Source organism: Pseudomonas putida, from assembly GCF_009883635.2.
Classification (GTDB): Bacteria; Pseudomonadota; Gammaproteobacteria; order Pseudomonadales; family Pseudomonadaceae; genus Aquipseudomonas; species Aquipseudomonas putida_W.
In genome coordinates this window covers 1913848-1936323 of the sequence record NZ_CP026115.2, presented here as the reverse complement: position 1 = coordinate 1936323, position 22476 = coordinate 1913848, and the positions used below count along the sequence as shown (strand labels likewise).

The 22476-nt window shown below is 64.3% G+C and carries 16 protein-coding genes; 9 read left to right on the top strand and 7 right to left on the bottom strand.

Features of this window, described 5'->3' with window-relative positions:
* Positions 1–63: 63 nt before the first annotated feature.
* Together C2H86_RS08905 and C2H86_RS08900 are read right to left on the bottom strand one after the other, a co-directional pair.
* On the bottom strand, positions 64–1911 hold the full coding sequence (locus C2H86_RS08905) for a methyl-accepting chemotaxis protein (protein ID WP_430738583.1): 1848 nt from the start codon (positions 1909–1911) through the stop codon (positions 64–66).
* A gap of 219 nt (positions 1912–2130) precedes the next feature.
* Positions 2131–3510 (bottom strand): diguanylate cyclase, encoded by a 1380-nt coding sequence (locus C2H86_RS08900; protein ID WP_159412269.1) that lies wholly within the window; start codon positions 3508–3510, stop codon positions 2131–2133.
* A gap of 247 nt (positions 3511–3757) precedes the next feature.
* Between C2H86_RS08900 and C2H86_RS08895 the strand changes: the two genes are divergently transcribed.
* The 4 genes from C2H86_RS08895 (at position 3758) to speA (ending at position 8018) form a co-directional block, all read left to right on the top strand.
* Positions 3758–4825 carry a DUF2333 family protein gene (locus C2H86_RS08895; protein ID WP_159412268.1) on the top strand — a complete coding sequence of 356 codons (1068 nt, stop codon included), beginning with the start codon at positions 3758–3760 and terminating at the stop codon, positions 4823–4825.
* 2 nt (positions 4826–4827) lie between these two features.
* Positions 4828–5364, top strand: a complete 537-nt coding sequence (locus C2H86_RS08890) for an NUDIX hydrolase (RefSeq protein ID WP_159412267.1) — start codon at positions 4828–4830, stop codon at positions 5362–5364.
* A 217-nt stretch (positions 5365–5581) separates the two neighbouring features.
* Positions 5582–5953 (top strand): translation initiation factor Sui1, encoded by a 372-nt coding sequence (locus C2H86_RS08885; RefSeq protein ID WP_110633704.1) that lies wholly within the window; start codon positions 5582–5584, stop codon positions 5951–5953.
* A gap of 151 nt (positions 5954–6104) precedes the next feature.
* Positions 6105–8018, top strand: coding sequence for an arginine decarboxylase (gene speA / locus C2H86_RS08880; protein ID WP_103445819.1), 1914 nt, complete (start codon positions 6105–6107; stop codon positions 8016–8018).
* Between the two features lie 146 nt (positions 8019–8164).
* On the opposite strand, the gene C2H86_RS08875 is transcribed toward speA, so the two are convergent.
* On the bottom strand, positions 8165–9502 hold the full coding sequence (locus C2H86_RS08875; RefSeq protein WP_159412266.1) for an MATE family efflux transporter: 1338 nt from the start codon (positions 9500–9502) through the stop codon (positions 8165–8167).
* 153 nt (positions 9503–9655) lie between these two features.
* Here C2H86_RS08875 and C2H86_RS08870 point away from each other — a divergent pair, with 153 nt between their 5' ends.
* A complete protein-coding gene (locus C2H86_RS08870; RefSeq protein WP_159412265.1) occupies positions 9656–14557 on the top strand; it encodes an alpha-2-macroglobulin family protein in 4902 nt (1633 codons plus the stop codon).
* 74 nt (positions 14558–14631) lie between these two features.
* Here C2H86_RS08870 and C2H86_RS08865 read toward each other — a convergent pair whose 3' ends face one another.
* Positions 14632–14925, bottom strand: a complete 294-nt coding sequence (locus C2H86_RS08865) for a hypothetical protein (RefSeq protein ID WP_103445815.1) — start codon at positions 14923–14925, stop codon at positions 14632–14634.
* A 77-nt stretch (positions 14926–15002) separates the two neighbouring features.
* Between C2H86_RS08865 and pbpC the strand changes: the two genes are divergently transcribed.
* From pbpC to C2H86_RS08845, 4 genes are all read left to right on the top strand, one after another.
* Positions 15003–17357 carry a peptidoglycan glycosyltransferase PbpC gene (pbpC, locus tag C2H86_RS08860; protein WP_159412264.1) on the top strand — a complete coding sequence of 785 codons (2355 nt, stop codon included), beginning with the start codon at positions 15003–15005 and terminating at the stop codon, positions 17355–17357.
* Positions 17358–17448: 91 nt separating this feature from the next.
* Complete coding sequence (locus tag C2H86_RS08855; RefSeq protein WP_159412263.1) at positions 17449–19107, top strand: ShlB/FhaC/HecB family hemolysin secretion/activation protein; 1659 nt, start codon at positions 17449–17451, stop codon at positions 19105–19107.
* 201 nt (positions 19108–19308) lie between these two features.
* Positions 19309–19767: a helix-turn-helix domain-containing protein gene (locus C2H86_RS08850; protein WP_159412262.1), complete on the top strand. Its 459-nt coding sequence runs from the start codon at positions 19309–19311 to the stop codon at positions 19765–19767.
* Entirely contained in the window at positions 19767–20342 is a 576-nt protein-coding gene (locus tag C2H86_RS08845; protein WP_159412261.1) for a PIN domain-containing protein, read from the top strand. Before C2H86_RS08850 ends, C2H86_RS08845 begins: the two co-directional genes overlap by 1 nt.
* Before the next feature lie 18 nt (positions 20343–20360).
* On the opposite strand, the gene C2H86_RS08840 is transcribed toward C2H86_RS08845, so the two are convergent.
* The 3 genes from C2H86_RS08840 to C2H86_RS08830 all read right to left on the bottom strand — a co-directional run bounded on the left by C2H86_RS08840 (position 20361) and on the right by C2H86_RS08830 (position 22469).
* Complete coding sequence (locus tag C2H86_RS08840; RefSeq protein WP_430738574.1) at positions 20361–21149, bottom strand: response regulator transcription factor; 789 nt, start codon at positions 21147–21149, stop codon at positions 20361–20363.
* A gap of 114 nt (positions 21150–21263) precedes the next feature.
* The gene (locus tag C2H86_RS08835; RefSeq protein ID WP_103445812.1) at positions 21264–21734 is read right to left on the bottom strand and encodes an A24 family peptidase; all 471 of its coding nucleotides are present in this window, start codon (positions 21732–21734) and stop codon (positions 21264–21266) included.
* 165 nt (positions 21735–21899) lie between these two features.
* A complete protein-coding gene (locus tag C2H86_RS08830) occupies positions 21900–22469 on the bottom strand; it encodes a DUF4136 domain-containing protein (RefSeq protein ID WP_159412259.1) in 570 nt (189 codons plus the stop codon).
* Positions 22470–22476: the final 7 nt, after the last annotated feature.

The following is a 22476-nucleotide window of genomic DNA, read 5'->3' as shown; positions in this document are numbered from 1 at the left end:
TTCAAAACCTGTGATATCCCTGTGGGAGCGGCTTTAGCCGCGAAGAGGCCGGCACAGTAGGGCTCAGACCCTGAAGGCCCGCACTGCCTTGCTCAGCTCCCCGCCCAGGCTCAGCAGCTGTTCGCCTTGCTCGCGCCCTTCGCCAATGCGCTGCAGGTTGTCTTCACCCAACTCATGAATCCGCTCACTGTGATCGCGAATCTCACTCACCGCGCCACTCTGCTGCGCCGTGACATCGGCAATGCGCACCGCCGTATCGGCAATCGTGCGGATCGCGCTGACAATCTCGTCCAGCGCGCCATCGGCGGCCTGGGCCTGGTTGGCGGTGGCTTCGGCATGTTCGAGCTGGGTGCGCATCCCGGCCACCGACTCCCGCGCCGCCTGCTGCAGGCGGTCGATCAGCGCCTGGATTTCGCCGGTAGCCCCGGTGGTGCGCTGCGCCAGTGAGCGCACCTCGTCGGCCACCACCGCGAAGCCACGGCCCATCTCACCGGCACGGGCGGCCTCGATGGCAGCATTCAATGCCAGCAGGTTGGTCTGTTCGGCGATGGAGCGAATCACTGTCAGTACCCCGCCAATGGTGGCTGACTCCTCGGCCAGCTGTTCGATCATGCGCGCGTTGCCCTGCACCTCGTCGACCAGCGCCCGAAGGCCTGACAGGCTCTGGCCAATCACCGTCTGGCCCTGTTCCACCGCACGGCCGGCATCGCGGCTGGCATCGGCGGCAGAGCTGGCGTCGCCGGCCACTTGCTGGATGGTGGCTTCCAGCTCGCCGAGCGCATCGCGAATCTGCCCGGTGTCGCCGGCCTGGCGCTCGGCGCCGTCGTGCAGGGCGGCGCTCATGCCGGCCAAGGCGTGGCTGCTGCCGGCGACCTGTTCGGCGTTGTGGCGAATGGTGCCCACCAGCTCCACGAGGTACTGGCGCAGGCGGTTGAGCGATTCCTGGATGTCGTGCAGTTCGCGGTTGGTCTTGCCCAGCGCGATAGGCGCGGCAAAGTCGCCTTCGGCCCAGCGCGACAGGGCCGGGGCCAGGCTGGTCAGGGTACGGGCCAGGCGCCGCTGCAAGGTGTCGATGAGCAGGGCGATCAGCAGGATCAGGCCGATCATCAGCCCCTGGATGATGCGCACTTCGCCGGCAATCTTCGCGTGCTGACCGCGCACTTCCGGCTCCAGGCCGGCGATGGCCTGTTGCACGGCTTCCAGGCGCTGATTGGTGCTGGCGGCCAGGGCGGTGCGGCGGTCGATCTGCTCGCGGGTACGTTGCAGTTCGGCGGGATAGCGGTTGAGCAGGCTTTGTAGCTCGCGCTTGAGGCCGACCGCCACGTCTTCCTGGTGTTCGCTGGCCTGGGACTCCAGGCCCATCATGGCGGCGAAGTCATCGGCATTGGATTCGGCGGCCCGGGTTACGCCCAACAGCGGCAGGCCGTCGATGACCTGGGCCTGGGTGCGGATCAGCTGCAGTTCGCGCTCGACCTCGTCGGCCAGTTCGGCGCGGCCGCTGCTGACCAGTTTGTCCCGGGCCAGCGACAGCCGGCCAAGGTGCACGGTGGCGTCGAGCAATGGCAGCAGGTAGCGGTTGACTTCGCTGCTGCCGCTGTCGTGGGCATAGGCGGTCAACTGTTCGAAGTTGGCCCCCAGCTCGCGTTCGGCCTGCAGCAGCAGGGCTTGCGGGTCGCCGGCCAGCTTGCCGGCGGCGAGCAGTTCGTTGGCGGTGAAGGCCTGCAGGGTGTCCAGGCTTGGGCGCAGCTTGCCGGCGAGTTCTGGCGGCCAGTCGGTCAGCGAGGCTTCGAGCTGCTTGTTGGCGTCGACGGCAGCGGCATGGCGCAGGGCATCACCACTGCCCAGGTAGGCCTGGATGTTGCGCGCCGTCTGGTTCTGGAACTGCTGCGACAGGCTCAGGTAGCGCTCCATCAACTGATAGGGCCGCTCCAGGGCGCGTTGCGACCACCACAGGGTCGCACCTAGGGCGATACACACGGTCACCAGCAACAGGGTGTTGAAATTGGTCAGCCACTTCAGGCGCATAGCCGCGAACTTCCTGCGGGGGAGTCGAGAGATAAGCGCCTGAATTTATGGCGAATTTGTTACCAGGTGATGACGATAGTGGCGTTGAGCTATTGCGCTCGGCCGTTACGGCTCTACCCTGACCACGCAGTTACGCCCAGCATGCTTGGCCCGGTACAACGCCTCGTCCGCCGTACTGGCCATGCTCAGCGCATCCAGCTCATCGTCCAGCTGCACCACCCCGGCACTGAAGGTGCATTGCAGGTCCTCCGGCTGCGCCGGGTACAGAATCTCGGCAAAGCGCCGGCGAATCTCGTCCAGTACCTTGTGCGCGGCTTTCAGCGGGGTGTTGGGCATGACGATGGCAAATTCCTCGCCACCATAGCGGCCAATGAAGTCGGTCTTGCGCAGGCGCTGCTTGAGGAACAGCGCCAGGCTCTTGATCACCCGGTCGCCCATGGGGTGGCCATGGCGGTCGTTGATCTTCTTGAAGTGATCGATGTCGAGCATGGCGAAGCTCAGCGGCTGCTGCTCGCGGCGGGCACGGTAGCTGCAATCTTCGAGCAGTTGCAGGATGTGGGTGTGGTTGTACAGCCCGGTCAGGCTGTCGCGGACCATGCGGGCCTTGAGGTGGCGGGCGCGGGCGGCGCGGTTGCGCACCGTGGTGATCAGGTGGCGCGAACGGATCGGCTTGGTCAGAAAGTCGTCGCCGCCTTCACTCATGGCATCGAGCTGCTTGTCCAGGTCGTCCTCGGCGGACAGGTAGATGATCGGCACGCTGACGTAACGGTCATTGTGACGGATCAACTTGGCCAGCTCGGGGCCCGAGCACATCGGCATGTACAGGTCGAGGATGATCAGGTCGGGCTGGAAGTCGGCCAGCTCCGCCATGGCGCGGATCGGGTCGTTCAGGCTGCGGGTCAGCATCCCGGCACTGGCCAGTACCCGTTCGGTATGCAAGGCCTGGGCGCGCGAATCGTCGATGATCAGCACGCGCAGGGGTTCTTGCTGTGCGTGGCTGGTCATGGCTTCGAGTTTTTCCAGCAGGCTGGAGGCTTCCAGCGTACCGGTCAGAAACGCCTGGCCCCCAGCTCGCACCGCAGCGAGGCGTGTCGGCGTGTCGGCTTCGTGCAGGCTGAAGAACAGCAGCGGTATGGGTTGCGCCTGGCCCCGCTGCGCCAGCGCCGCCAACGGCAGGCCGGCACCGGGGCCGGCGAAGTCGACATCCATGACGATGGCGGCCGGAGGCTGCTCGGCCAGCGATGCCAGAAACGCGCTGGCGCACGGCTGCGGCTGCGCGCTCAGGCCGAAGAACTCCAGCTGCTGGGCGAGGCGCTCGGCGCGCTCATGGTCGTGCAGCAGCAGGTAGACCGGTTTGCGCGCAGGTGGCAGCTCCAGCTGGTCGGGCTGGTCGCCGTGGCGCAGGCGCGTACGCGACAGGCGCTGCAACAGCTGTTCGAGCTCCTGCGAAAGGCGCTCCTGGCTCGGCTCTGCGGCTTGGGTCATGTCCTGGCTACTTGTTAGTGGGCTATGCAGGTTCGATGATGGCTGTATGCTAGCACCACTTTTTCCACCCGTATGTGCGCCGCATCAACAAAGGCTTGCGAACGAATATTCAGTTACTGACTCATTGGTCGCTTATGCGTACGGCGGTGTCTGCTTTATAGTGCTGCGACGCGGGCTTGCCGTGGCACCCTGGCGCTGGCCTGTGGTCCAAGCCCTTGAACCGTCGTGACTGATTAAGGACAACGCCATGCTGGACTGGAAAAACCGCGAGGCCAAAGCCGAGCCCCGTGAACGTGTGGACGGCCGCGGCGCAGCAGCCCGTAGCTACCTTGGCGGCCTTTGGAGCCGTGCCCTGGGGACCCTGATCGGGTTGTACCTGCTGGTCTGCATCGGCCTGGGCTGGTACTGGAGCCAGGAGCCGGACCTGTTCCCGGTGCAGCAGAACGCCCAGGCCGCCGCCGAGCGCAGCGGCCAGCAGATGGTAATCGGTTATACGACCATCGAAACGCTCAAGACCGTCGCCGGTACCTTGCTGAACAAGCCGGGCGGTTACATTTCCAACGACCGCTTCCCTCCTGGCCTGTGGATGGACAACATGCCGAGCTGGGAATATGGCGTGCTGGTGCAGGTGCGTGACTTGTCCCGGGCCCTGCGCAAGGACTTCGCCCGTTCGCAGTCGCAATCCACCGAGGATGCCGACCTGGCCAAGGCCGAACCGCGCTTCAACTTCGACAACAAGAGCTGGATCCTGCCATCGAGCGAGTCGGAGTTCGAAGAGGGCATCAAGTCGCTGAGCCGCTACCAGGCGCGCCTGGCCGCTGGCGACAAGGGCGCGATCTTCTATACCCGCGCCGACAACCTGAACAACTGGCTGGGTGACGTGGCCACCCGCCTGGGTTCGCTGTCGCAGCGCCTGTCGGCCAGCGTTGGCCGGGTCAAGCTCAACAGCACCCTTAAGACCGAGTCGGTGGTCGCCGGCCAGGCGCCGCAGGTTGATGAAGAGCTGGTGGAAACGCCATGGCTGCAGATCGACAACGTGTTCTACGAAGCCCGTGGCCAGGCCTGGGCGCTGTCGCACCTGCTGCGCGCCATCGAGGTCGACTTCGCCGACGTGCTGGCGAAGAAGAACGCCACCGTCAGCGTGCGCCAGATCATTCGTGAGCTGGAAGCCTCGCAGGAACCGTTGTGGAGCCCGATGGTGCTCAACGGCAGCGGCTTCGGCATGTGGGCCAACCACTCGCTGGTCATGGCCAACTACATTTCCCGGGCCAACGCCGCAGTCATCGACCTGCGTCAGCTGCTGTCGCAGGGTTGAGCATGGCCATCAGCGCCAGCGAGGCCGCCCATCGGGCGGCTTCAGACCGTGAACTGGTCGCCTGGGTGGACGACGCCGACCAGGTGCTCGGCGCGCTGCCCAGGGCCGAGCTGCGCGAGCGCGGCTTGATCGGCCGCTGCACGTTCATCCTGTTGTTCAACAGTGCCGGTGAGCTGTGCGTGCACCGGCGGGCTCTGAGCAAGGCGCTGTACCCGGGGTATTGGGACGTGGCGGCCGGTGGCATGGTGACGGCAGGGGAAGCATATGACGACTCGGCTGCCCGCGAGCTGGCCGAGGAACTGGGTATTGAAGGCGTCAAGCTGCGTTTCCATGAGCGGTTCTATTTCGATATGCCGGACAACCACCTGTGGTGCGCGGTGTATTCGGCGGTGTCGGATGCGCCACTGCGGTTGCAGCCGGAAGAGGTGATCGAGGCGAAATTCATCAGCCTTGAGCAGGCCGAGCAGGAAAGCCTGAAAAAGCCGTATTGCCCTGACTCGCTGGCCGCGTTGCAGCGCTACAAGGCCAGCGTGAATTAGAACTGGGGCTGCAGAGCAGCCCCAAGGTCGCAAATCATTCGCAAAATGGCGCATTCCAGTACTTAGCAACAGCCTGATTTATCGTTACACTGCGCGCCCTTTTCGGGCTGCCGCAGGATCTTGCGGCAGTAGCGCCGCCCCTGCCAGAGTGGGGCTTCGCGGTCGGTCCCTGCAGCAGAGCCCGACCAGTTTTTGTCCTCAGCACAGAGGAACAAAAGTGGCCAAGAAAGCTTCTTCCTTCGCCGCCCTTGGCGGTCTCGTTTACTCCACCGATTCAGGTCGGCACTGCCCCGACTGTGGCCAGCCGGTGGACGCCTGCACCTGCAAGCAGCAAGTCATCCCCGAAGGTGACGGCATCGCCCGTGTGCGTCGTGAAAGCAAAGGCCGTGGTGGCAAGACCGTGACCACCGTCACCGGCGTGCCGCTGCCGCTCGACCAGCTCAAGGAGCTGGCTACCACCCTCAAGCGCCGTTGCGGTACCGGTGGTGCTTTGAAGGATGGGGTCATCGAGATTCAGGGTGACCACGTCGAGCTGCTGATCGCCGAGCTGATCAAACAGGGCTTCAAGGCGAAAAAGTCCGGCGGCTGATGCGCCCCCGCGATTTTTTGCCCAACGCTTTCTAAACTCGTTCCCGTGACCAGGGTCTATCCCAGGGCACGGACGAATCGTCATTTTCGGCTTTTACACTGCGCCCGCCTCCTTGCGGGGCAGTGTCTTCGACTTACTATAGGGGACTTGAATGTCCGTACGACGCACACGCAAAGACGATGGTAGCCAATGGACCGTGGCCGACAGCCGCAGTGTTTATGGCATCCGCCATTGGGGCGCTGGTTATTTCGCCATCAATGAAGCCGGGCGCGTCGAAGTGCGCCCCAACGGCCCCGGCAGCGCGCCGATCGACTTGTTCGAGCAGGTCGACGAGCTGCGTCAGAGCGGCCTGTCGCTGCCGCTGCTGGTGCGCTTCCCCGACATCCTGCAGGACCGCGTACGCCAGCTGACGGGCGCGTTCGACGCCAACATCGCGCGCCTGGAATACCAGAGCCAGTACACCGCGCTGTACCCGATCAAGGTCAACCAGCAGGAAGCGGTGGTGGAAAACATCATCGCCACGCAAAACGTATCGATCGGCCTGGAAGCCGGTTCCAAGCCCGAGCTGCTGGCCGTGCTGGCGCTGGCGCCGAAAGGCGGCACCATCGTCTGCAACGGCTACAAGGACCGCGAGTTCATCCGCCTGGCGCTGATGGGCCAGAAGCTCGGCCACAACGTGTTCATCGTCATCGAGAAAGAGTCGGAAGTGGCCTTGGTGATCGACGAGGCTGCCGATCTCAAGGTCAAGCCACAGGTCGGCCTGCGCGTGCGCCTGTCGTCGCTGGCTTCGAGCAAGTGGGCCGACACCGGGGGTGAAAAGTCCAAGTTCGGTTTGTCCGCCGCCCAGCTGATCTCTGTGGTACAGCGCTTCCGCGATGCTGGCCTGGACCAGGGCATCCGCCTGCTGCACTTCCACATGGGTTCGCAGATCGCCAACCTGGCCGACTACCAGCACGGCTTCAAGGAAGCCATCCGCTACTACGGTGAACTGCGTGCGCTGGGCCTACCGGTCGACCATATCGACGTCGGCGGTGGCCTGGGCGTGGACTACGACGGTACCCACTCGCGTAACGCCAGCTCGATCAACTACGACATGGACGACTACGCCGGCGTGGTGGTGGGCATGCTCAAGGAGTTCTGCGACGCGCAGGGCCTGCCGCACCCGCACATCTTCTCCGAGAGCGGCCGTTCGCTGACCGCGCACCACGCGATGCTGGTGATCCAGGTAACCGACGTCGAGAAGCACAACGACGACGTGCCGACCATCGAGAACAAGGAAGCCCTGCCGGAAACCGTGCAATGGCTGGTCGACCTGCTGGGCCCGACCGACATCGAGATGGTCACCGAAACCTACTGGCGCGCCACCCACTACATGGGCGACGTGGCGGCGCAGTACGCCGATGGCAAGATCAGCCTGGCCGAGAAGGCCCTGGCCGAGCAGTGCTACTTCGCCGTGTGCCGTCGCCTGCACAACTCGCTGAAAGCCCGCCAGCGCTCGCACCGCCAGGTGCTGGACGAGCTCAACGACAAGCTGGCCGACAAGTACATCTGCAACTTCTCGGTGTTCCAGAGCCTGCCGGACACCTGGGCCATCGGTCAGGTGTTGCCGATCATCCCGCTGCACCGCCTGGACGAAGAGCCGATGCGTCGTGCAGTGCTGCAGGACCTGACCTGTGACTCCGACGGCAAGATCAACCAGTACGTCGACGAGCAGAGCATCGAGACCAGCATGCCGGTGCATGCGGTCAACGAAGGCGAGGACTACCTGCTGGGCGTGTTCCTGGTCGGCGCCTACCAGGAAATCCTTGGCGACATGCACAACCTGTTCGGTGACACCGACTCGGTGAACATCTACCAGAATGCCGATGGCAGCGTGTACCACGCCGGTATCGAGACCCACGACACCATCGAAGACATGCTGCGTTACGTGCACCTGTCGCCGGAGGAGTTGATGACGCACTACCGCGACAAGGTAGCCAGCGCCAAGATCAGCGCACGCGAGCGGACCCAGTTCCTCGATGCGTTGCGCCTGGGCCTGACCCGCTCGTCCTACCTCTCGTCGTGATCGCCTAGGCCGCTCCTGCAAACGCTGTACGGCTTTTTTGTGGGAGCAACTGTCTTGCTCATTTTTGTGAGGATGCAGCGATCCCTGTGGGAGCGGCCTTGCCGGGGCGCCGGACCGGTCGGAAGGGCCGTAAAGCGGCCCCGGCGTCATTGAATCCAGCGCCCATTTTCCTGCAATCGCCAACCTACCCACCCCAGCGTCACTGCCCGCAACGCCATGAACCCGAGAAAGGCCAACCACAACCCATGGTTGCCAAACCCGCTCATGACCACCCCAAAGGGCAGCGCTATCAGCACCGACAGCAGCATCGCATTGCGCATCTCCCGCGCCCGGGTTGCGCCGATGAACAGCCCGTCGAGCAAGTAGCTCCACACCGCAATCAATGGCAGCAGCGCCAGGTACGGCAGGTACGGATAGGCCGCCGCCCGCACGCTATCGATATCGGTCTGCAGGTCGATGAACAGGTGCCCGCACAGCAGGAACAAGCCAGCAAACCCCAGGCTGGTGATCAGCGACCAACCGCAGGCCACCACCAGCGAGCGACGCAAGGTATCTCGATCCCGCGCACCGATGGCATGCCCGCACAGCGCCTCCACAGCATGCGCCAGGCCATCGAGCGCATAGGCGGTGAGCAGCAGCCCGTTGAGCAGCAGGGCATTGGCCGCCACCGTGGCTTCGCCCAGCCGCGCGCCCTGCACGGTGATCAGCAGGAACACCAGTTGCAGCGCCAGGCTGCGCAGGAAGATGTCGCGGTTTACCGCCAGCAGTGGCCGCCAGGCCTGCCAGCGTTTGAGTGCAGCCCAGACGATCTGCCCGGGGTGGGCGCGCAGGGCCGGGCGGGTCAGGGCCAGGCCGAGCAGCGCGGCGCTCCATTCGGCGATCACCGAGGCCCGTGCCGAACCCAGCACGCCCCAGTTCAGGCCCAGCACGAACCACAGGTTGAGGGCGATGTTCAGCAGGTTGGTGGTCAGCAGAATCGCCAACGGCGCGCGTGCGTTCTGTGTACCGAGGAACCAGCCGACCAGCGCATAGCTGGCCAGCGCCGCTGGCAGGCCGAGCAGCCGGGTATGGAAGAAGTCTTCGGTGGATTGCTGCAACGCCTCGCTCGGTTGCATGGCCTGTAGCGCCAACTGGCTGAAGGGCAGGGCAAGCAGGCCAATGAGCAGGGCGAAGGCCACGGCCAGCAGCAGGCCTTGCACCAGCACCTGGCGCAGGGCGGCGCCGTCGGCCCGCCCGGCGGCCTGGGCGGCGAAGCCGGTGGAGCCCATGCGCAGGAAGCCCATCAGGCCGACCATGAAGGTGAACAGCGTGGCGCCCACGGCCACGGCGCCGAGCTGGTGGGCGTGGGGCAAGTGGCCGATCACGGTACTGTCGACCAGCGCCACCAGCGGTACCGATATGTTGGAAAGGATCATCGGCGCGGCCAGTGCCCAGACCTTGCGGTGGGTGGGGCGGTGCTGCCAGTCGGTGGTCAGTTGCGACATTTGGGTTCCTAATCAGGTAGGGTCGCATTGTAACGACCTGACAACCAATCCGCGCGAACGGGGTCTCACTTGCCGCATCGGTGAAAGTCCCACTTCCACCGTTGCGCTATAGTTGCTGCCCTCACGTACACGCTGCCAAAGAGTTCCCACTCCATGTTCAACAAAGGATTGTTGCTGGCCTGCGCGCTGGCCTTGCTCAGTGCCTGTGACTCCTCGACGCCGGGCAAGCCCGCTTCCGCCGAAAAAACGGCTGCGAGTGCTGCGGTCGAGGCCCCGGTGCTCAAGCGCGAGGACCCTGCAGTCCTCGCCAAGCGCTACGAAGGGCGCGAGCTCAGTGTGCTGGATGTCTCGGAAGTGCAGCTCGATGGCGCCAGTACCCTGTCGATCAGCTTCTCGGCACCGCTGGACGCCAACCAGGACTTTGCCGCCAAGGTGCACCTGGTCGATACGGTCAAAGGCAAGATCGACGGTGCCTGGGAACTCTCCGACAATCAGATGGAATTGCGCCTGCGCCATCTGGAGCCGCAGCGCAAGCTGGTGCTGACCGTCGACAAGGGCCTGCTGGCGGTCAACGGCAAGCAGCTCGACAGCGAATCGGTGAGCCGCCTGGAAACCCGCGACATGCAAGCCACCGTTGGCTTTGCCAGCCGTGGTTCATTGCTGCCCACCCGCCTGGCCGAAGGCCTGCCGGTGATCGCGCTGAACGTGCCCAAGGTCGATGTCGAGTTCTTCCGGGTCAAACCGGAGATGCTTTCGACCTTCCTGGCCAACTGGGGCCGCAACAGCAGCCTGTACTACTACCAGTCCAAGGAAACCCTGGACATGGCCGAGCTGGTCTACAGCGGCCGTTTCGACCTGAACCCGGCGCGCAACACCCGCGAAACCGTGCTGCTGCCGATTGCCGGGATCAAGCCACTGCAGGAGCCGGGCGTGTACCTGGCCGTGATGCGTGCCTCGGGCACCTATGATTATTCGCAGCCGGCGACGCTGTTCACCCTCAGCGACATCGGCGTGTCCGCCCACCGCTACCGTGACCGCCTGGACGTGTTCGCCCAGGCCCTGGAAGGCGGCAAGGCGCTCAAGGACGTCACCCTCGAACTGCATGACGAGAAGGGCAAGCTGCTGGCCCAGGCCAAGACCGACGGCGCCGGCCATGCCCAGATGCCGATCACGGCCAAGGCCGACACCCTGATCGCCACCCAGGGCGTGCACACCACCTTGCTGCGCCTGAACACCGCAGCCCTGGACCTGGCCGAGTTCGACATCACCGGCCCCCAGGCCAACCCCCTGCAGTTCTTCATCTTCGGGCCGCGGGACCTCTATCGCCCAGGTGAAACGGTGCTGCTCAACGGCTTGCTGCGCGACCAGGATGGCAAGCCGGTCAAGGCTCAACCGGTCAGCGTGGAGGTGCGTCGCCCGGATGAGCAGGTCAGCCGCAAGTTCGTCTGGGAGGCCGACGCCAATGGCCTGTACCAATACCAGCTGCAACTGGCTACGGAGGCCCCAACCGGCCGCTGGCAATTGCTGCTAGACCTCGGTGGTGGGCGAAAGCAGGTATACGAGTTCCTGGTCGAAGACTTCCTTCCCGAGCGCCTGGCACTTGAGCTCAAGGGCAGCGAGACACCGCTGTCGCCCGAGGAAGATGCGCGCATCCAGGTCAATGGCCGCTACCTCTACGGTGCGCCGGCTGCCGGCAACCGCTTGAGCGGCCAAGCCTATGTGCGCCCACTGCGCGAAGCCGTGCCGGCACTGCCGGGCTACCAGTTCGGCTCGGTTACCGAAACCGAACTGGCCCAGGATCTGGAGCTGGACGAAGTGACCCTCGACCAGGCTGGCAAGGCCGTGGTCGATATCGAGAGCCACTGGGCCGAAGCACGCTCGCCGCTGCAGTTGACCGTGCAGGCCAGCCTGCAGGAGTCTGGTGGCCGGCCGATCACCCGTCGCCTGGAGCAGCCAATCTGGCCTGCCGAGCGCCTGCCTGGCTTGCGCGGCCTGTTCGACGGTGAGGAAACCGACAGCGATGGCCCGGTGGAATTCGAGTTCCTCGTGGCCGACCGCGAAGGCAACAAGCTCGCCGCCAATGACCTGAAGGTGCGCCTGATCCGCGAGCGTCGCGACTACTACTGGAACTACTCGCAGAGCGATGGCTGGAGCTACAACTACAACGAGAAATTCCTCACCCAGAGCGAGGAGACCATCAGCGTCAAGGCCGGCTCCACCGCCAAGCTGAACTTCCAGGTGGAGTGGGGCCCATACCGCGTCGAGGTGGAAGACCCTGAGACCGGGCTGGTTTCCAGCGAGCGCTTCTGGGCCGGTTACCGCGCCCAGGACAACGCCGAAGGCGGCGCGGTGCGGCCGGACCAGGTGAAGCTGGCACTGGACAAGCCGGCCTATGCCGATGGCGCCACCGCCAAGGTCACCGTGACCCCGCCTGCGGCCGGCAGCGGCTACCTGATGATCGAGTCCAGCGATGGCCCGCTGTGGTGGCAGGAAATCGAGGTGCCTGCCGAGGGCAAGACCTTCGATGTGCAACTGGACAAACAGTGGGCGCGCCATGACCTGTACATCAGTGCGCTGGTGATCCGCCCGGGTGAGCGCAAGGCCAATGCCACGCCCAAGCGCGCCGTCGGCGTGCTGCACCTGCCGCTGGCGCGTGCCGAGCGCAAGCTCGCGGTCAGCCTGCAGGCGCCGGAGAAGATGCGGCCCAAGCAGCCGCTGACGGTGAAGATCAAGGCCGCCAATGCTGACGGCGGCGTGCCGAAGCAGGTGCATGTGCTGCTGTCCGCGGTCGATGTCGGCATCCTCAACATCACCGACTTCAAGACCCCCGACCCGTTCACCAGCCTGTTCGGCCGCAAGGCCTACGGCGCCGATCAGCTGGACATCTACGGCCAGCTGATCGAAGCCGGCCAGGGCCGCTTGGCCAGCCTGGCCTTCGGCGGTGACGCGGCGTTGGCCAAGGGCGGCAAGCGGCCCAACACCACGGTCACCATCGTTGCCCAGCAAAGCCTGCCGGTGACCCTGAACGACCAGGGGGAAGGCGAGGCGACCGTCGATATTCCCGACTTCAATGGCGAGTTGCGGCTGATGGCCCAAGCCTGGACCGACGAGCACTTCGGCATGGCCGAAGGCAAGACGGTGGTGGCCGCGCCGCTGATTGCCGAACTGTCGGCGCCGCGCTTCCTGGCCGGCGGTGACCGCACCAGCCTGGCGCTGGACCTGGCCAACCTGTCGGGGCGTGCGCAGCAGTTGAGCGTCGAGATCCGCACTGAAGGCCAGCTGAGCCTGACGGCCAGCGCGCAGCAGACTATCGCCCTGGCAGAAGGCCAGCGCAGCACGCTGCTGATCCCGGTGCAGGCCTTGGGTGGCCTGGGGCAGGGCAAGGTGCAGGTGCGGGTCAATGGCCTGCAACTGCCGGGCGAGCCGGCGAACACCTTCGAACGCGAATGGACCCTGGGCGTGCGCCCGGCCTACCCGGCGGTGCTCAAGCATTACCGCGTCGCCCTCAAGGACCAGCCATGGACCTTGCCGGAAAGCGACCTGGCCGCCTTCGAACCGGCTGGCCTGGAGGCCAGCCTGGCGCTGTCGAGCCGCCCGCCGCTGAACCTGGCCGAGCAGATCCGCGCCCTGGAAGCCTACCCTTACGGCTGCCTGGAGCAGACCACCAGTGGCCTGTATCCGTCATTGTACGCCGATGCCGAGAGCCTCAAGCGCCTGGGCATCAAGGGTGAGCCGGCCGAGGTGCGCAAACGCAAGATCGAGATGGGCATCGAGCACCTGCTGGGCATGCAGCGCTACAACGGCAGTTTCGGCCTGTGGAGCTCGGACAGCGAAGAGGAATACTGGCTGACTGCCTATGTCACCGACTTCCTCCTGCGTGCCCGCGACCAAGGCTACGGCGTGCCGGCCGAGGCCTTGAAGAAGGCCAACGAGCGCCTGCTGCGCTACTTGCAGGAGCGCAACCTGATCGAAGTCGACTACAGCGAAAACGCCGAGCACACCCGCTTCGCCGTGCAAGCCTACGCCGCGCTGGTGCTGTCGCGCAGCCAGCAGGCACCGCTGGGCGCGTTGCGCAGCCTGTTCGAGCGCCGTGCCGATGCCCGCTCCGGCCTGCCGCTGGTGCAATTGGCCGTCGCGCTGGACGCCATGGGCGACAAGCCGCGCGCCGAGCAAGCGCTGCAGGCGGGCCTGGGAATCAGCCGCAGCAAGGGCTGGATGGCCGACTATGGCAGCAGCCTGCGCGACCAGGCACTGATCCTGGCGCTGCTGCAGGAGAGCAAACTGGCCAGCAACCAGGTCGACCAGCGTCTGTTTGCCCTGTCGGACGAGCTGGCAGCCAACCGCTGGCTGTCGACCCAGGAGCGCAATGCCTTGTATCTGGCCGGCCGTGGCCTGCTTGGCAAGCCGGAGGCACCGTGGCAGGCACGCCTGGACAGTGCCGGCGAAGTGCGTGAGTTCAACAACGTCGAAGCGGGCATGAAGCTCGAAGGGCCATTGCTGGCCTCGCCGCTGAGCGTGCAGAACGAAGGCAGCGAAACGCTGTATCAGCAACTGACCCTGTCGGGCTATCCACGCCAGGCACCTGTCGCGGGTGGCAACGGCATGGAGATCCGCCGTGAGTACCTGGGCATGAACGGCCAGGCGCTGGACCTGCATAACCTGCGCAGCGGCGACCTGGTGCTGGTGCATCTGGCGCTCAAGGCCAGCGATCGCGTGCCGGATGCCCTGGTGGTCGATTTGTTGCCAGCAGGCCTGGAACTGGAGAACCAGAACCTGGCCCAGAGCGCTGCAAGCCTGGACAACGCCAGCAGCGCAGTGAAGCAGTGGCGCGAGTCGATGCAGAACGCCAGCGTGGTACACCAGGAGTACCGTGATGACCGCTACGTGGCGGCCCTCAAGCTCGATGGCTATGGCACCACGCACCTGTTGTACCTGGCGCGTGCGGTGACACCGGGCACCTACCGGGTGCCGCCGCCGCAGGTGGAGTCGATGTACCGGCCGAACCTGCAGGCGGTGGGGGATGGGCAAGGAGAGATGACGGTAAAGGCGCGCTGATGCGCAAGCTACAAGCTGCAAGTGAAGCGGATTGGCTTTCTTGCAGCTTGTAGCTCAAGGCTTGCAGCTGTTCCTCAGTGAATGACCCAGCTCATAACCCACAACCCCAACACCAGCCAGATGATCCCGAGGATGATCGAGGCACGCATGAAGGCGCGGATTGCCGAGTAAAGCAGCATCAGGCCGATGATCAGGGCGAGTATGCTGAGCAGCGAGGTGTCCATGCCCAGCGTGCGTGCCAGGCCATCGATGAAATTGCCCCCGGCGTTGGCCAGCAGGTTGAACAGGCCGCTCATGATGTCGACGATGAAGCGGATCAACGAACCCAGTGCCTGGCCAAGCCACTCGAAAAAACCTTCTACATGCATAGTTGCTTCCTGATGAACGAATCGGCACGGTTGCCGCTCCCAAGCCTTAGGCCATTACCTGGCCAGGCCGGTTCCCGATGCCAAGCTTAGCGCGGCCACGTACCCGAGCGGCAAGGGTTGTGCGTGCAGCCGTGATCAGCCTGTCGATGCTGCTCGGGCTGTTGTGGCTGGCCGACCGCATCTGGCCGCTGCCAATGCCGGGCAATGACCTGGCACGGGTGGTGCTGGCCGAAGACGGCACACCGTTGTGGCGCTTTGCCGATGCCAATGGCGTGTGGCGCTACCCGGTCAGCCCGGAAGAGGTTTCGCCGCTGTACCTGCAGGCCCTGCTGACCTATGAGGACCGCTGGTTCTACCGCCACCCGGGGGTCAACCCGCTAGCCTTGGCGCGGGCAGCCTGGCTCAACCTGCGGGGTGGGCGGGTGGTGTCGGGCGGCAGCACCTTGTCGATGCAGGTTGCGCGCCTGCTCGACCCGCATGATCGCACCCTGGCCGGCAAGCTGCGGCAGCTGTGGCGCACCGCGCAGCTGGAGTGGCACCTGTCAAAGCGCGAGATCCTGCAGATCTACCTGAACCGTGCCCCGTTCGGTGGTACCTTGCAGGGGGTGGCTGCTGCCAGCTGGGCTTATCTGGGCAAGTCACCACAACATCTCACGCCCGCCGAGGCAGCACTGCTGGCGGTGCTGCCGCAGGCACCGAGCCGCTTGCGCCCGGACCGTCACCCGGCCCGTGCCCAACGAGCCCGCGACAAGGTGCTGCAGCGCCTGGACGAGTATCAGGTGTGGCCAGCCCGACAGATCAAGGAGGCTGCCGAGGAGCCTTTGTTGCTGGCCCCGCGTCAGGAACCCGCGCTGGCGCCCCTGCTGGCGCGGCGACTGAATACCCCTGACAGCCCGACGTTGATTCGCACCACCCTCGACGCCTCGCTGCAGCGGCGCCTGGAGGACCTGCTGCTGGGTTGGCGCGCACGCCTGCCGGAGCGCACCTCGGCGGCGATCCTGGTGGTCGAGGCGCAGACCATGGCGGTACGCGCTTACCTGGGCTCGATCGACTTGAACGACGAGCGCCGTTTTGGCCATGTCGACATGGTCCGCTCGTTGCGCTCGCCAGGCTCGACGCTCAAGCCGTTTCTTTACGGCCTGGCCATGGATGACGGCCTGATCCACTCCGAATCGCTGCTGCAGGATGTACCGCGTCGCTACGGCGACTATCGTCCCGGTAATTTTTCAATGGGCTTCAGCGGCCCGGTGTCGGCCAGCTCGGCATTGGCGCTGTCGCTCAACCTGCCGGCAGTGCAATTGCTCGAAGCCTATGGGCCCAAGCGCTTCGCCGCGCAGTTGCGCATGGCCGGCGTGCCGCTGGCGCTGCCGCCACTGGCCGAGCCCAACCTGGCATTGATTCTGGGCGGCGCTGGTAGCCGCCTGGAGGACCTGGTCGGCGGCTATGCAGCACTGGCCCGGGGCGGTAACAGCGCTCAGGTTCGCCTGCAACCGCAGGCCCCGTTGCTGGAGCGGCGACTGATGTCGCCGGGCGCGGCCTGGATCATCCGGCGCATTCTCAGTGGCCAGGCGCGGCCCGACCGCGACCCGCATGCCGAACTGGTACAGCGCCCGCAACTGGCCTGGAAGACCGGTACCAGCTATGGCTTTCGCGATGCCTGGTCGATCGGCGTAGGGCCGCGCTACCTGATCGGGGTGTGGATCGGTCGCCCCGATGGCACGCCGGTGCCCGGGCAATTCGGCCTGGCTTCAGCGGCACCCTTGATGCTGCAAGTGCATGACTTGCTGAGCAACCGCGACAGCCAGCGCGGTATCCGGGTACCGGTGGAGCGCGTGCCGGAAAGTGTTGGCGTGGCGGCCATCTGTTGGCCGCTGGGCCAGCCCATGAACCGACAGGACCCGAACTGCCGACGCCAGCGTTTTGCCTGGACCCTCGATGGCACGACGCCCCCCACATTGCAGGCCGCCGACCAGCCCCTTGGCCTGGGGCTGCGCGAGAGCATCTGGGTCAATTCTCAAGGCCTGCGCGTGGACGGCAGTTGTCCAGGCGCCAAGGCGCTCGACATCGCCTTGTGGCCGGCACCGCTGGAGCCTTGGTTGCCACGCGTCGAGCGGCGTGCGGCGCGGCTGCCGGCGGTGGACCCAAGCTGCCCGCCACAGGTCCCGGCCAGCGCGCCGCCGCTGTCGATCGTGGGAGTGCGCCCCGACGACAACCTGCGGCGCCCGGCCACCAGTAGCGAACCCTTGCAGTTGCGCGTTTCTGCCCTCGGCGGTGGCGGGCGGCGCTGGTGGTTCCTCAACGGCCAGCCGCTGGGCGAAAGCGTAGGGCAGGACAGCGTGCTGGTGCGTTTCGACCAGGTTGGGCAGTTCGAACTCAGTGCCCTGGACGAAAGCGGAGAAACAGCGCGGGTGGCGTTCCAGGTCAACGAGTAGGGGTTCGACGTTTACCGGGGCAACACCTACGCTTGCAAGTGACGGGTGAGGCCGGCGACGCCCCGGTACCCAAGGGATTGTGGAGCGTCCGATGCGTCTTCTGCTGATGCCCCTGCTGCTGTCGCCCTGGGCCAGTCTGGTGATTGCCGAGCCCTTGCCAGTGTTTCTCGACGGCCATGAATACGAGCGCCGCCTGCCCAGCGCGAACCTGCCGGTCGAGGCCTACCGCCCACTTGCCCCGAGCCTGCATCTGGCGCCGCCCAGCTCGGTGTCCGACACGTCGCCCCTGGCGACTCGTTTCGTGCTGCACAAGGTGCGCTTCGAAGGCGGTACGGTCTACCCGTTGAGCGAGTTGCGCGAGCATTACCAGCCCTTGATTGGCCGCGAAGTGAGCGTTGGCGAGCTGCAGCAGTTCACCGAACGCCTGACCCGGCGCTACCAGCGCGACGGTTACCTGCTGTCGCTGGCCTACCTGCCTGACCAGGATTTTGCCGAGGGCCGTGTGCATGTGGTGTTGGTCGAGGGGTATGTCCACGACGTGCGGCGTGATGGGGATATCGGGCCCGCTGGTGCATACCTTGACCAGCTGCTGGAGCGTTTGCGGGCGGAGCGCCCGTTGACCCAGGCGACGCTCGACCGCTTCATCGGCCTGGCCCAGCGCATCCCCGGGGTGACGTTGCAGGCTGACTTGACTCAGGCCGAGCACGGCGACGGCGCCGCGCAGCTTACCGTGCATGCCTTGCGCAAGCCCTTCGATGCGTCAGTGGCGTTCAGCGATGGCAGCCGCGATGGCCCGCAAGGGTTGTTCAAGGTAGCCAGCAATGCCCAGACCCGTTTTGCCGAGCAGTTGACGGCCAGCGTGCTGCTGCCACCGGGTGATGACCACAGCCATTACCAGCGCCTCGATTACAGCCAGCACCTGGATGCACAGGGCAGTCAGCTGCTGCTTTCGGCCGCTCGCTACCGCAGCGAGCCGCGTACACCTGTGCCGCTGGAGCATGGTTCGCAGTTTTTCCAGCAAATTGAAAGCGAGCGTTATGCAATCGGGCTTCGCCAGCCGGTGATCGTCACGGCGGATGAATGGCTGGCGGTGACCGGGCATGTCTACTCGGTCAGTGAGCATGACAAAGATCTCACCGGTGGCCTGGGGCGCAACGACACCTATGTGCGTGCGCTGTCGTTCGAGGGCGATTGGCGCAAGGTCGAGGCCGGGCGCCTACGCATGGTCAGCGCCGGGGTGTATCAGGGGCTCGATTACCTGGGCGCACGCAGCGATGCGGATTACGACATGGACTTCCTGCGCTTTCGTGTGGCGGGGTTGCAGAGCGACAGGTTGTTTCAGCGCTGGCGTGGCGTGCTGTCAGGCGCCTTGTACTGGACCGATGACCGGCTGCCAGACAGCGAGCGTGCCGTGTTTGGCGGGCAGAACTTCGGCCATGGCTACCCCCAGGACCAGGCGGCGGGGGACAAGGGCTGGGGCGTGGCCTACGAGCTCAACTACAGCATCCAGCCTGGCGCTGGCTGGGTACGACTGGTGCAGCCGTATGCGCTGCTGGATGCTGCACAGGCCTGGTACAACGGCGGGCCATTCGAAGATGCCAGGATGCGTTCGGCGGCATTGGGTGTGCGGCTTGGGGATGGGCGGTACGGCAATGTGGCACTTGAGGTGGCCAAGCCATTGGCGGATGTGGCGCTGGATAGCATGGGCCGCGAAACTCGCTTGGTAATCAACTTCAGTTTTCGGTTGTAGACCCGTTCTTGCGAGTGCGGCGCAGGTTTTGGGAAAAGTCCTACGAACTACAGCGGTTGGCGTCTGATTGTCTCTGGAACGGCTACCACCCTAATCTTTTGGGCAAAGGTGAAAGAGCTCTTTGCGTGATGCATATGCTTGAGTTTTCGTTTATTTCGATTAGCATCGAGGGTGACCCGCATGACACATGAGAGCGTAATCATGAGCATCTCTTCAAAAACCGACTTTCCAGAAGCCCGCGAGATCGCTGCGGCAGTGCAGGGGCAGAGAGACCTTGCGGCTTATCTGTGCACGCAGGCAGACATGCAGCGGATCCAGATCTATGACGCCTCCAGCCAGGCGCATACGGTCGAACTGCCAACCAGTGCATTGCGTCTGCTGGTCGATATCCTGGGTGAGCTGGCGCAGGGCAATTCGGTACGTGTAGTGCCTGTGCATGCGGAGCTGACTACCCAGGAAGCCGCTGACATCATCAATGTTTCCCGACCACACCTGGTCAAGTTGCTGGAGGAGGGGGCTCTGCCCTTTCACAAGGCAGGGCGACATCGCCGGGTTCTGTTTTCCGACCTGATGGACTACAAGCAACGGCGTGATGCGGCCAGCCACAAGGCGCTGGATGAACTCGCAGCGTTCTCGGAGGAGCTGGGGCAGGGCTACTGATGCGTGAAGCCGCATTCACTGCCGTCTGTGATGCTTGCGTGCTGTACCCGGCTCCGCTGCGCGACCTGTTGCTCAGGCTTGGTGGAAAGGGCCTGTACCGGGCTCGGTGGACACGCGAAATTGATGAAGAGTGGAAACGCAACCTACTCACCAATCGAAAAGACCTGACGCGTTATCAATTGGATCAACTCTCCGGACTGATGGAGGCCGCGGTTCCAGACGCTTTGGTATCGGGCTATGAATGCTTTGGAGAATCGCTGGAGCTGCCGGATCCTGATGATGTCCATGTACTTGCAGCCGCAATCGCGTGCAATGCGCAAGTTATCGTCACATTCAACCTGAGGGACTTCCCTCGATCAGTACTTGAGGCGTTCTCCGTAACAGCACTGCATCCGGACGAATTCATCATGGAGCTTTGGAGTCTGGATCAGGCTGGCGTCCTAGAGGCTGCAGCGGATATGCGACGTAGCTTGAAACGTTCGCGGTTCACTGCTGACGAGTTCATCGAATGCATCCTCAGGCAGGGCCTACCCATGACGGCAAATGCCCTGCGTGACTACTCATTGATGATCTGAGTGGCCAATGTGCGATCCCTAATGGGTTGTGAACCTCTGATGCACGGGTGAAGAACTCGGCGTCAACGCCAACGCCAACTGTGTGCGGTTGTGCATGTGGGTCAACCGCAGCACCTGCGACACATACAGCTTCACGGTGTTCTCGGTGATCCCCAGTTCACAGGCAATCTGGTAGTTGGTCTTGCCCTTGCTCACCAGCCGGGCGACCTCCAGTTGCCGCGGAGACAGCTTCTCGAACGCTGCAGGCAGTTCACCTTCAACAGCTTCTTCGACGATGTCGGTGGCGCGGCGGTGGACGCCCTGCCCGCGGGCCTTCTCCAGGTCCTGATAGAGTTCATCGATGGAGCCGGCCAGGTCCTGCAGACGCTGATTGAGGTTGCCCAGGTCCTGAAGGTTGGCCTTGCGCTCCAGCAGCATTTGTTCCTGGCGGCGCACGCCCTCGAGCAGCTCGTCGAGGTCCATGGGCTTCTGGTAGTAGTCGGCGAAACCTTCGCGAAGGGCGCGGATCACGTCTTGCTTGTCGGCACGCCCGGTGAGCATGATGGCCTGGAACATGCGCTGGCGGCCGGCAATGTCCTTCAGCGCCCGAACCAGCTCGATGCCATCGCGTTCGGGCATGTGCAAGTCGCACAGCACCAGTCCAATGGCTTCATCTGCGACGAAACGTTCGATGGCTTCGTCGGTGGAGTGGGCCGCGACGCAGTGGTGGCCCTGGATTTCGAGGTATTCACACAATTGTTCGACGATCAGCGGCTGGTCATCTACGACCAGAACCTTCACGTCACTGAATGACTTGTTCACGATCAACTCCCTGTTCGTAAGCGGCCCTGCTCCCGGGCCAGACGCTCTGGCAGGCTTAAAAGTAGACGCTCCTCGCAGTTCTGTACAAGGTTTGTACAAGTGATCGGACAACAGGGATGGCTATTGGATCCATACAGCCGTGAGAAGAAAGCCTGCCAATACGTAAGGCACGAAGGCTTGCTTGTCGCCCATTTCTTCCGTCAGGGTGGCCAGGCGCTTCTTCACTTTGGGGTTTAGCAGCGTCCACAGACGCCTGCGGGTCAGCAGCCACAGCACCACGCTGACGCCCGCACCGATGAAGGTGCCGAGCACGTATTGCGGGCTGGTCGCCAGGGCCAGTGCGCCCATCAGCTTGACGTCGTCGGCGCCGAAGCGGCCCAGCATGTAGCCTGGCAGGGTCAGCAGCATGACGATGGCCAGGGCCCAGCCAGCGTCGCTGGCGTCGGCGCCGATCCAGGTGTGACCCGTGGCAAACAGCCAGACCAGGGCGCCAGCGGCGAAACCCAGGGTGAGCATGTTGGCGATCTGGCGCTCGCGAATATCTTGCTCAGTGCACAAGGCAAGCCACATCAGGAGAACAATGCTTTGCATCGGCAGGCCGCCTTTCCCATTCGTTGAACACTGCTACCCGATCAGTCAGGTTTCCTAAACAGGGTAGACGCGATCTGACGAACGGCCATGGCAGGGTGGCAAAAAGGTCGTTGTGGGAGCCGCGCTTGCCGGCGATGGGCCGCAGAGCGGCCCCCTGCGATTGTTTTATTTCACCCGGCCAGGCGGGTAGTTGCCGAGCACCTGGGCAACGGTCTTCTGGATTGCGCTGTTACGCTCGTCGGGGCTAGGCGGGTAGTTGTTCATGATCTGTTCGGCACTGCCACGCCAGACCAGCTTGCCATCATGGCCATCGAACATGTCGACCTGGATGGTTGCCACCTTGTAGTCAACGCTGCGGGTCTCGTTGTACATCGGCCCGCCCCAGTAACCGTTCCAGTATCCACCCCAGCCGCCGCCGTAGTTGGTGGTGATCTGTTGCTGGCGTTGTTCGACGATCAGGTAGGCGCGAACTGTCACGTCAGGCCTGGAATTGCCCTGGACGGGACGCAGGCCGCGCTGGTCGAGCTGGTCGGCGACTGCCGCGCGAATGCGTTGCTCGGTCAGATCGCTCTTGATGCGTGGATCATCCGGGCGGTATTGCAGGCCCGGTTCCTGCCATGCCCAGCTGCGATAGGCGGCAAAATCGCGGCTGGCGTCGAAATCCTGCTGAACGTTGTTGCTCGAACAGGCCGCGAGCAGCAGCGCGAATGACAGTAGAACGAGGCGGCGCAACATGATGATT